This window comes from Labrenzia sp. THAF82, from assembly GCF_009363435.1.
Lineage (GTDB): Bacteria > Pseudomonadota > Alphaproteobacteria > Rhizobiales > Stappiaceae > Roseibium > Roseibium porphyridii.
On the sequence record NZ_CP045354.1, the window covers coordinates 1067564 to 1077500 of the forward strand.

Here is a 9937-nt window from a genome sequence, read left to right on the forward strand (position 1 = left end):
GTTTCAAAACCCTCCATAGTCGACAGTCGTGGCGGTGCCTGACTTGGCTGCTTCACGCACCGCAAGTGCGACAGCCAGGGACTTGACGCCGTCCACACCGTCCGCCGAAGGCTGGCCACTGCCCGTCACGGCCTGGACAAACAAGCCAAGCGCGCGGTGGTAGAGATTGTGTTTTTCGTAGGCAACAGCCGCTTCGCCTTGCGCATCGACCAGACGGATTTCGCCGACAGGTTCCTGTGTCATGACGTTGCGGGCAAAGATGGAGCCTTTTGTGCCGTGAAACTCGATGCCGGTGCCGGCATATCCGTGTGTGAAGCTCTCATGGGTTTGGACCATCGCGCCCGACGGCATGCTCCAGACCGACATGACACTGTCCTCGACGCCTTCACCCAGTCCGGAAGAGCCTGATTTGGCAACAACATCGACAGGATCTTCAGAGAGATGGAAGCGGATGGTGTCGGCATCATGAACAGTTATGTCGGGAATGACACCGCCGCCGGCGGCGGCATCGTTGATCCGCCAGCCTCGAAGGTGTTCAGGTAGATTGACCGCATGAAACACGCGTGCGCTGAGGACTTTGCCAATGCGGTCGTTCGCGATCAGGTCCTGAATAGCAAGATGCGAACCAGCGTTGCGCAGATGGTGGTTGGTCGCAAAGACGACGCCTTTTTCCTCAGCAGTGCGCACCATTTCGCAGGCTTCGGAAAGGGACATTGCCAGCGGTTTTTCACACAAGACATGTTTGCCGGCCGCAATGGCGGCCATGGCTTGTGGGTGGTGCTTCTCGTTTGTGGTCGATATGTAAACGGCATCGACTGACGCATCAGTCAAAAGCGCGTCAAGGTCCGTGTAGCTGTCCGCAATCCCGTGGTTGGCAGCGAAGGAAGCCCCGCGAGAGGTGCTGGTGCTCAAGACAGACTGGATCTCGCAGTCTGCCTGCGCCCTGATGGCATCAATGACATAACCCGATGCAATTCGACTTGCACCAATAAGACCCCAGCGCATCTCGTCTCCCTGAAATTTTTGGAACGTTCCAATTTTTCTGCATAAAAACTGGAACGTTCCAATTTGTCAAGTTTCTTTTCCCGACAGGACATTTTTGGAGGTCGTGGAGTGGGCATTGATACCGTCCGGCTCTGTGCCGTCAGTTCGTTCACGTTTGAACGTTTGTCCAATGCAGTCGTTAAGTGGTCAGGTGAATTGCCTGGTTAATCTGCGAACCTGCATTCACTGCCAGATACGTCGGGAACGGAGCGCGCTTCGATACATCAATCTCGCGTTTGAGCCATTGAAGGTCTTCCAGACTGCACAGCGACTTAGACAATGCACGATCGGTGACTGAACCCAGTTCGGATTTGATGATCGAAAATCGGGTCGGTTTCGATGTGACGGCCAATATTGGCACGGCCCAGCTCCGGCGAATGATGGAAAATGCTGCTTCGTCAGGAGCTGTTTCGATGATCCGGGCAGCTACAGCAGCCAGTGGAACACCACGTGCAGTCAGTCGGAATTCCGGTCGCAAGGGATGGCCGTGCCCTGGGTTCTTCTCAAGCAGGCCAAGTTGCACCAGATGATCGAGGCTCGAGGCAAAGGCCGACCGGCTTGCGTTGGTCGCGGCGATCAGCGGGGCCTGTCTGCCCGGAGTGCCGGCATGCATGAGTGCGAGGATTTTCAGAGACCACGCTTTTGATGTGAGCTTGACAAGCAGTGTGATATCCATGAAATATAGTTACTATATTTTTGCTACATAGGAAAGCGACATGCCGGTAGTTTCTTTGGACAATACAATCACTTTGGCACTTTCAGTGCGCGACCGGCATGTCAGTGCCGACTGGTACAAGGAAAAACTCGGCTTCGAGTTGCTGTATCATTTTGACGAAGCTGGCTGGAGCGAGATGCAAACCAAGACTGAAGGGGTCACGCTGGGATTGGGTGAGCAGGCGGAGCCTTCGCCCGGGAACACCGTTCCCGTTTTTGGTGTTGCTGATATTGCGGAGGCTCGGACGGCGCTGGAGCGCGTTGAAGTCAAATTTGACGGGCCGACCGAGACGATCGAGGGGATGGTCAGCACGGCGACATTCTATGATCCGGATGGCAATGCGCTCATGTTGGCGCAGGATCTCTCAAAATGAACCGTTTTCGCTGCGTGGTTCGGCGTCCTGACATGAGTAGGTGATTGACCAGATTCAGGTCAGGTGCAGCAGCAATGACTTTTTTGCGCCCTGAATGTGGTCACGCGTCAGTTTTGCAGCAAGTTCAGCGTTGCCGGTTTCGCAGGCGTTCAGAATGGACGCATGTTCGGTGCCGGCACGCTCCATGCCGTCAGACATTACCAGTTGGGCACGAATTTGGCGTTCGACACGGTCTATTGCGTTTCCGGCAATCTCCAAAAAGAACTTCAGCTCGCTAGCGCTGTAAAGAGTCTCGTGGAAATCCCGATTGAGATCGCCGTAGTGCATCGGATCCTTGGCCGACGCGAAGGCTGCGCATTTCTTTCGTGCTTTCGTCAGGAGTTCAGGCGTCATGCGCGGTACGGCATCACGGATAATTTCGGGTTCGACCAGAGCGCGTAGATCAAATATTTCAGCGGTTTCTGTCGGTGACAGGCCCGCGACAACGGCTCCCTTGTAACGTTGCGTTCTCACCAATCCTTGTTCTTCAAGCCTGGATATTGCTTCGCGGACCGGGATCCGGCTGGTGTTGAAGAGCCGGGCTATTTCGTCTTGCCGAAGAGGTTCACCTTCTTCGAGCTGACCCTCGATTATGGCCTTCCTGAGCGCACTGAACACGATCGAGGACGCCGAAGCGGTCGCCGAAATGTCCATCGATTCCAGTTTCATGTGCCGTTCTCCTTGACCTCAACCTTCTACGGGATCAGCCCGTTTCGGTGAAGAGGGAATGCTTTTGAATATTTTATATTGAATATTGGATCCAATTTGGATTATCAATCCCGTCGAGAAGGATTTCCGGATCGCTGAATGAAGTCTCTGCGTGTTCGGACAGCAAGGGTTGAACATTCGCCGTCAAGCAGTCGCCGTACAGGAGCGGAAAGCGACTGTTTCAAAGCGAGTACTCATCATGGATGCATCTGTGTTTCTCTTCGCGTCGGGTTCGCAATGGTTCCGGGCGGCGTGGCGTGAAGCTCCAACCTTGAAAGTTTGAGCCGAAGGTAAAGGGAAGACGCGGAGTTTTCTTGCCAAGCAGCGCTCACCGGCGCAATCATCGTGACGTCAGACGACTGGATTTCATGAGTTGTCTGGCCCTGTGAGGAGTTAGGAATGTCGTCGAATGTTTTTTCCGGATGCATGCCGGCACTTATGACCCCGTGCAAAGCCGACCGCTTGCCGGATTATGATGCTCTGGTGCAAAAGGGTCAGGAGCTGATGAGTGCCGGAATGTCGGCTGTCGTCTATTGCGGCTCCATGGGCGATTGGCCGCTTTTGACCGACGAAGCGCGCATGGAGGGCGTGGAACGTCTTGTCAAAGCGGGCGTCCCGGTTGTCGTGGGCACTGGTGCTATTAATTCCGCATCGGCGGTCTCCCATGCAAGGCATGCTGCAAAAGTTGGCGCACATGGCCTCATGGTCATTCCGAGAGTTTTGTCACGGGGTGTTTCGGTGTCGGCGCAGCGACAGCACTTCAGCGCGATCCTTGCTGCGGCACCGGACCTTCCGGCGGTCATCTATAACAGCCCGTATTATGGATTTGCGACGAGAGCAGACCTCTTTTTCGACTTGCGGAAGCAGCATTCAAATCTCGTCGGCTTCAAGGAATTCGGTGGCCCGGACGACCTGCGCTATGCAGCAGAAAACATCACATCGCAGGACGATCAGGTCACACTGATGGTTGGTGTCGATACCGCCGTCTATCATGGCTTTGTAAACTGCGGCGCGACTGGTGCGATTACCGGCATTGGCAACGCGCTGCCCGGTGAGGTGTTGCATCTTGTTTCTCTTTGCAAAAGGGCTGCCGAAGGGAGCTCCGAGGCACGGTTAAGGGCGAAAGAGTTAGAAGACGCGCTGGCGGTTCTGTCCAGTTTCGATGAAGGGCCAGACCTTGTTCTTTACTACAAGCATCTGATGGTTCTGAACGGTGAGGATGCATACCGGCTGCATTTCAATGAAACCGACGCGTTGAACGACGCGCAGCGCAACTATGTTGAATCACAATATGAGCTTTTTAAAGCCTGGTACGTCGACTGGTCGAAACAGGGAGGCGTGATTGCCGAATGCGCGTAGTCGACAGCCATACGGCGGGTGAGCCAACACGCGTCGTGATCGAGGGTGGTCCGGATTTGGGGTGCGGACCACTTCCAGAACGCGCAGCGCGGCTGGAAGCCGATTACATGGATTTCTGCGCATCGGTTGTTCTGGAGCCCAGAGGCCATGATGCGATCATCGGTGCGCTTCTGGTGCCGCCGACCCGAGAAGATTGCGTGACGGGCGTCATCTATTTCAACAACCTTCAAAACCTTGGAATGTGCGGTCACGCGACGATCGGACTTGCGGTCACGCTTGCATACATGAACCGAATTGGCCCCGGGGTTCACAAATTTGAAACACCGGTCGGCGTTGTCGACGTCGATCTCTTGGACGCAAATACCGTTTCAGTAACCAACGTTGAAAGCTACCGGCTTGCAAAGGACGTCGCGATTGAGGTGGAAGGTTTCGGTACGATCACTGGCGATGTTGCCTGGGGCGGCAACTGGTTCTTCCTTGTCAAAGACAGCCCGCTGGCAATTACCGGTTCGAATATCCGCGCCCTGACAGACCTGACGCTAAAGATCAGAACTGGACTTGAAAATGCGGGTGTTACCGGCGCTGAAGGTGCTTGGATCGATCATGTTGAACTCTTCGGTCCACCAGCTGAGGCAACTGCCAACAGCAGGAACTTTGTGCTTTGTCCCGGAGGGGCTTATGACCGTTCACCATGCGGTACCGGCTGCTCGGCCAAACTCGCTTGTCTTGCTGAGGACGGTCTGCTCGCTGCTGGAGAAGCCTGGCGGCAGGAGAGTGTTGTCGGAAGCACTTATGATATCAGCTATCAGCCCGGACGGAATGGCGGCGTCATTCCTCAGGTCAGGGGCCAGGCCTTCGTAACCTCTGACGCCCGTCTCATCTTTGAGCCTGGCGATCCCTATAAATCTGGCATTCGTCTTTAGACAGGAATGTGTGCGGCGGTTTCGATCCGCAGGCTTTGAGAAGGGATTCGTCATGGCTGACAGACACGTGCAGGATGTCATCGTCATCGGTGCCGGGATAGTGGGCATTTGCAGCGCCCTTGCGCTGCAATCCCGAGGCCGGTCCGTCTTGATCCTCGACAGGCCGCAGATGTCTCAAAGGGCATCGGAAATGAACGCCGGGGCCTTCGCTTTTTCCGATATTGAACCGCTTGCGACACCTGGAATTATGCGAAAGGCACCCAAGTGGCTGCTCGATCCACTTGGCCCTCTCTCCATCCCACCGTCCTATGCGATCAAGATAGCGCCCTGGATGCTGCGCTTCTGGCGGGCGAGTTGGCCGGATAGGCATCAGCTTGCCCTCAATGCTCAGGCCAGCCTGATGGAAGTGTCGCAGTCTGCGCTTAAAGTTCTTGTCGCGGATGTCGATGGCGAGGAGCTGCTTCAACGCGAAGGCCAGTTGCAGTTGTTCGAGGGCGAGCGAGAATACCGGGCAAGCTTGCCAGTCTGGCAAAGGCGCCGTGAACACGGGGTTCGGTTTGAATTGCTTGAAACGCCGGATGCGATTGCCGCTTATCAGCCTGGCCTCGACCCTCGTTTCTCGCATGCCGGATTTACACCTGACTGGATCAATAGCTGCGATCCGGCCCGCTGGCTGGATCGGCTGCGGACAACGTTTCTGGCGCGTGGCGGCGAGATTTTTGCGGGTGATGTCAAAACACTCATACCGGATGAAGCTTGTGTCAGTATCCGGCTCGAAGGAAAAGATCTTAGTGCGAAACAGGTGATCGTATGCGCCGGCGCCTGGTCGCATCACATTGCCCGAACAATCGGTGACAGGATCCCGCTTGAAACCGAGCGTGGGTACAATACCACCCTGCCTCAGGGCGCATTTGATCTGAAAACGCATCTGAGTTTTTCCGGGCACGGATTTGTGGTGACCAAGATCAATGGCGGTGTTCGTGTTGGTGGGGCTGTTGAACTGGGTGGGCTCGATCTGGAGCCCAACTACAAGCGATCTGAGATATTGTTGAAAAAAGCGCAGAGCTTTTTGCCAGAGCTCAAGGCAGATGGGGGACGCCAATGGATGGGTTTCCGGCCTTCGCTGCCCGACAGTTTGCCGGTTATTGACCGGTCTCCGAATGATCGCCGTGTTCTTTATGCCTTTGGTCATGGTCACCTGGGGTTGACCCAATCAGCCGGAACGGCCGAACTGGTCGCGGCACTGGCGTCTGATACCTCAATTCCCATCGACATGAGCGCTTTTTCCGCGCGTCGCTTCTAGATCCGCAAGGAGAGCCATATGAAAATTTCGGCCATCAACGTCTATCAGGTCGACCTTCCCTTGAAAGAAGGACGGTATAGCTGGTCGAATGGAAACTTCGTCGAGGTCTTTGACAGCACCGTTGTTGAAGTCGAAACCGACGAAGGTTTGAAGGGATACGCTGAATGCTGTCCGCTCGGGTCAGCTTATCTGCCGAGCTTTGCCCGCGGTGTGAGGGCTGGACTTGAAGAGCTTTCTCCTCAGCTGATCGGCCGGGATCCGCTCAATATCGGAGACATCAATCGGATCATGGATGCCGCGCTGCGTGGACATCCTTATGCGAAGGCGCCAATCGATATCGCGTGCTGGGATCTTTTGGGCAAGGCCACGGGGCAGCCGCTTTTTACTCTGCTTGGCGGCGCTGCACAGGATGATGTTGTTCTTTACCGGGCAATCAGTCAGGAAGCGCCGGAAGTCATGGCCAGCAAGATCGAGGGTTATGCATCCGAGGGCTATACAAAGTTCCAACTCAAGGTGGGAGGGAATGCAAATGATGATATCGAGCGCATTCGCGCCACACGCTCTGTGTTGAGGCCTTCTGATCTTTTGGTTGCCGATGCAAATACCGGATGGACCCGCCATGAGGCTGCGCGGGTTGTTGGCGCGGTCGCCGGTCTTGATGCCTATATCGAACAACCCTGTCTGACCTATGAAGAAAGCCTTTCGATCCGGCGTCGAACCTCTTTGCCCTTTGTTCTGGACGAAGTAATTGACGGGCCGAATATGCTGGTCCGGGGCATAGCCGAAGACGCTATGGATTGCATCAACCTGAAGATCTCGAAAGTTGGCGGGCTCACCAGAGCCAAGTTGATGCGGGACCTTTGTGTTGCGCATGGCATTCCGATGACAATCGAAGACACCTGGGGTGGTGACATTACGACGGCTGCCATCGCCCATCTTGCGCGTTCCACACCTGCTGAATTCACGTTTTCAGCGACGGACTTCAACAGTTATGGCACGGTAGATATTGCAGATGGCGCGCCAAAGCGCGTGAACGGCCGTATGACTGCCGCTGATCGCCCTGGGCTCGGGATTGAACCGATTTTTGATGCTCTGGGCGCCCCCGTTGCCAGTTACACTTGAGGCAGGTCCATGCGCAGCGCCAAAACCATTCATGTTGTTTCCTGCCATGCGGAAGGTGAGGTCGGAGATGTGATAGTTGGCGGCGTCGTGCCTCCACCCGGCGAAACGCTTTGGGAACAACGCAGCCATATTGCCAACGACCAAACACTGCGAAACTTCGTTTTGAACGAGCCGCGCGGCGGTGTCTTCCGACATGTCAACCTTCTCGTGCCGCCCAAACATCCGAACGCCGATGCTGCGTTCATCATCATGGAGCCCGAAGACACGCCGCCAATGTCGGGCTCGAATTCGATCTGTGTGTCCACGGTATTGCTGGACACCGGCATCATTCCAATGCGGGAACCTTTCACGGACATGACGCTGGAAGCACCGGGCGGACTGGTGCAAGTGAAGGCCGAATGCCGCGATGGCAAGGCTGTACGGATTTTCGTCCGGAATCTGACCAGTTTTGCCGACAAGATCTCGGTTCCTCTGGAAATCGAAGGCATAGGCACTTTGACGGTCGACACGGCTTTCGGTGGTGACAGCTTTGTTGTGGTCGATGCCGGTGAACTCGGATTTGCAATCGAAGAAGATGAAGCAAAGGACATTGCCCGCCTTGGTGTGCGGATCACCAACGCTGCCAATGAACAACTGGGTTTTCGTCACCCGGATAACCCGGACTGGAATCACATTTCGTTTTGCGCTTTTTGTGGCCCGTTGACCCCAAAGAAAATCGGGTTCACTGGCAAATCTGCTGTCGCAATTCAGCCAGGAAAAGTCGATCGGTCGCCAACTGGAACGGCGGTTTCGGCACGGATGGCCCTTTTGGCCGCAAAAGGGAAGATGAGTGTCGGTCAGGAATTTGAAGCCGTTTCAATCATCGGTTCGACGTTTCTGGGCCGGATAATCAAAGAACAACGGATCGGCGATCGCGCAGGAATTGTCCCGGAGATCTCCGGAAGGGGATGGATTACCGGAATTCACCAGCACATGCTGGATCCGGACGATCCCTGGCCGAGTGGCTATCGGTTGAGCGACACCTGGGGTGCTTGATGGAGCTCTTCGGCACTGCCGTTGAGGCCCTACCCGGCCATAGTTCGCTTCGACCAGGCTGCGTTGGCATTGAGATGTGCCTCGAACAGTCTTCCGATTTTTGCGCCCAGATTCGGAAAGCAAGGTTTGAGCTTGGAGCGGCTTGACCCAGTGCGGGATGTGGTTACATCCATGATCAGTCGTTTTTTGCCCGGGACAAGGAGCTTCGATGTCCGTCCATTCTGATCTGCCGTTGAAATATGAACTGATCGAGGAGGGGTGCGACACCATCCTGATCGACGGGTTATTGCTGCCGACCGAGATCGGTATTCTGGACAGCGAGAAAGGCCGACGCCAAACTGTTCGCTTCGACGTCGAAATCGGCACAATTCCAGGTTACCGGAGAATCGTGCGCGAAAAGGGGACTTTCGTATCTTATGCCGACACGGTCGCTTTCATTCAGGAAAAGGCCGCTTCTGGAGGCCATATTGATCTGGTCGAAGATTGGGCCGAAGCGGTCGCAGAGTTTGTGCTCTCCAATCCCTTGGCTGAGCGGGTCACGGTGAAGGTGACCAAGCCGGAAATCTTCGACGAAGCCCAAGGTGTCGGCATCCGCATCTCGCGTCGACGTGCTGAAGCATAGAGACTTGCCGCCAGGGTGACCTTTTCTATTTGCCCGAAAACTGATTGATTTGAGCCTGTTGTTCATGGAGCCCTCACTTAATGATTTCCGCAGACCGTCTTCTCCCACTCTGGCTGAAATATCGTGAGGCGCTCGAAACGCCCGTGCGCACATTCGAGTTTGAAAAGTTTGGCCGACGCTTTGAGGATCGGACGTATCAGATGGGGGTGCTGAATCTGTCGCCCGACAGCACCTACCGGGAAACCGTCTGCCACACGTTCGAGGCCGCTCTTTATCGCGGAAAGCGCATGACACTTGAGGGCGCTGCCATGGTGGATATTGGCGCTGAGTCCACGGGCGACACCGCTGATATTGTGGCAGCTGAGCGTCAGATCGACAGGATGCGGCCGGTGGTTCGGGCGCTGGCGAATGAAAACATTCTGGTCTCGGTGGAGACTTATCATCCGGAGGTGGGCGTTGCCCTGCTGGAAGCAGGTGCCGGTGTCATCAACCTGACCGGGCGGGTCGACGATCCTTCCTTCTACGAGGCGATCGCCTTTCACCAGGCTGGAATTGTTCTTTGCTATACGCCGGGCGAAAATGCACGTTCGCAAGACTATCTGCCGCCGGCGGATGAAATATTCGATCACCAGCTGACCTTCTTCAAGGAGCGCATCAAACTGGCAACAGATGCCGGCATTGAGCGTCTATGGGT

General features: G+C 55.4%; 11 protein-coding genes (1 of these 11 only partly in view). 8 read left to right on the plus strand and 3 right to left on the minus strand.

Annotated elements, in window-relative coordinates; genetic code table 11:
• Window positions 1-3: 3 nt before the first annotated feature.
• Window positions 4-1005, minus strand: a complete 1002-nt coding sequence (locus FIV00_RS05185; RefSeq protein WP_152499750.1) for a Gfo/Idh/MocA family protein — start codon at window positions 1003-1005, stop codon at window positions 4-6.
• A gap of 178 nt (window positions 1006-1183) precedes the next feature.
• Complete coding sequence (locus tag FIV00_RS05190; protein ID WP_152499751.1) at window positions 1184-1720, minus strand: winged helix-turn-helix transcriptional regulator; 537 nt, start codon at window positions 1718-1720, stop codon at window positions 1184-1186.
• A 40-nt stretch (window positions 1721-1760) separates the two neighbouring features.
• Here FIV00_RS05190 and FIV00_RS05195 point away from each other — a divergent pair, with 40 nt between their 5' ends.
• Complete coding sequence (locus FIV00_RS05195) at window positions 1761-2132, plus strand: VOC family protein (protein WP_152499752.1); 372 nt, start codon at window positions 1761-1763, stop codon at window positions 2130-2132.
• Between the two features lie 54 nt (window positions 2133-2186).
• On the opposite strand, the gene FIV00_RS05200 is transcribed toward FIV00_RS05195, so the two are convergent.
• Window positions 2187-2840, minus strand: coding sequence for a GntR family transcriptional regulator (locus FIV00_RS05200; protein WP_152499753.1), 654 nt, complete (start codon window positions 2838-2840; stop codon window positions 2187-2189).
• A 438-nt stretch (window positions 2841-3278) separates the two neighbouring features.
• Between FIV00_RS05200 and FIV00_RS05205 the strand changes: the two genes are divergently transcribed.
• The 7 genes from FIV00_RS05205 to FIV00_RS05235 form a co-directional block, all read left to right on the plus strand.
• Window positions 3279-4238 carry a dihydrodipicolinate synthase family protein gene (locus FIV00_RS05205; protein WP_152499754.1) on the plus strand — a complete coding sequence of 320 codons (960 nt, stop codon included), beginning with the start codon at window positions 3279-3281 and terminating at the stop codon, window positions 4236-4238.
• Entirely contained in the window at window positions 4229-5161 is a 933-nt protein-coding gene (locus tag FIV00_RS05210; RefSeq protein WP_152499755.1) for a proline racemase family protein, read from the plus strand. Before FIV00_RS05205 ends, FIV00_RS05210 begins: the two co-directional genes overlap by 10 nt.
• A gap of 52 nt (window positions 5162-5213) precedes the next feature.
• Window positions 5214-6464, plus strand: a complete 1251-nt coding sequence (locus tag FIV00_RS05215) for an FAD-binding oxidoreductase (protein ID WP_152499756.1) — start codon at window positions 5214-5216, stop codon at window positions 6462-6464.
• 18 nt (window positions 6465-6482) lie between these two features.
• The gene (locus FIV00_RS05220) at window positions 6483-7586 is read left to right on the plus strand and encodes a cis-3-hydroxy-L-proline dehydratase (protein ID WP_152499757.1); all 1104 of its coding nucleotides are present in this window, start codon (window positions 6483-6485) and stop codon (window positions 7584-7586) included.
• A gap of 9 nt (window positions 7587-7595) precedes the next feature.
• Window positions 7596-8621: a proline racemase family protein gene (locus FIV00_RS05225; RefSeq protein WP_152499758.1), complete on the plus strand. Its 1026-nt coding sequence runs from the start codon at window positions 7596-7598 to the stop codon at window positions 8619-8621.
• 208 nt (window positions 8622-8829) lie between these two features.
• A complete protein-coding gene (locus FIV00_RS05230; protein ID WP_152499759.1) occupies window positions 8830-9243 on the plus strand; it encodes a dihydroneopterin aldolase in 414 nt (137 codons plus the stop codon).
• Between the two features lie 80 nt (window positions 9244-9323).
• On the plus strand, window positions 9324-9937 hold the 5' portion of the coding sequence (locus tag FIV00_RS05235) for a dihydropteroate synthase (RefSeq protein WP_152499760.1). Its footprint extends 271 nt past the window's final position; only the first 614 of its 885 coding nucleotides appear in the window; the start codon lies at window positions 9324-9326; its stop codon lies off the right edge, out of view.

What these genes read in the sequence shown, in the direction of transcription:
- FIV00_RS05185 (WP_152499750.1), bottom strand. Translation starts at nt 1,005, where the DNA reads ATGCGCTGGGGTCTTATTGGTGCAAGTCGAATTGCATCGGGTTATGTC.
- FIV00_RS05190 (WP_152499751.1), bottom strand. Translation starts at nt 1,720, where the DNA reads ATGGATATCACACTGCTTGTCAAGCTCACATCAAAAGCGTGGTCTCTG.
- FIV00_RS05195 (WP_152499752.1), top strand. Translation starts at nt 1,761, where the DNA reads ATGCCGGTAGTTTCTTTGGACAATACAATCACTTTGGCACTTTCAGTG.
- FIV00_RS05200 (WP_152499753.1), bottom strand. Translation starts at nt 2,840, where the DNA reads ATGAAACTGGAATCGATGGACATTTCGGCGACCGCTTCGGCGTCCTCG.
- FIV00_RS05205 (WP_152499754.1), top strand. Translation starts at nt 3,279, where the DNA reads ATGTCGTCGAATGTTTTTTCCGGATGCATGCCGGCACTTATGACCCCG.
- FIV00_RS05210 (WP_152499755.1), top strand. Translation starts at nt 4,229, where the DNA reads ATGCGCGTAGTCGACAGCCATACGGCGGGTGAGCCAACACGCGTCGTG.
- FIV00_RS05215 (WP_152499756.1), top strand. Translation starts at nt 5,214, where the DNA reads ATGGCTGACAGACACGTGCAGGATGTCATCGTCATCGGTGCCGGGATA.
- FIV00_RS05220 (WP_152499757.1), top strand. Translation starts at nt 6,483, where the DNA reads ATGAAAATTTCGGCCATCAACGTCTATCAGGTCGACCTTCCCTTGAAA.
- FIV00_RS05225 (WP_152499758.1), top strand. Translation starts at nt 7,596, where the DNA reads ATGCGCAGCGCCAAAACCATTCATGTTGTTTCCTGCCATGCGGAAGGT.
- FIV00_RS05230 (WP_152499759.1), top strand. Translation starts at nt 8,830, where the DNA reads ATGTCCGTCCATTCTGATCTGCCGTTGAAATATGAACTGATCGAGGAG.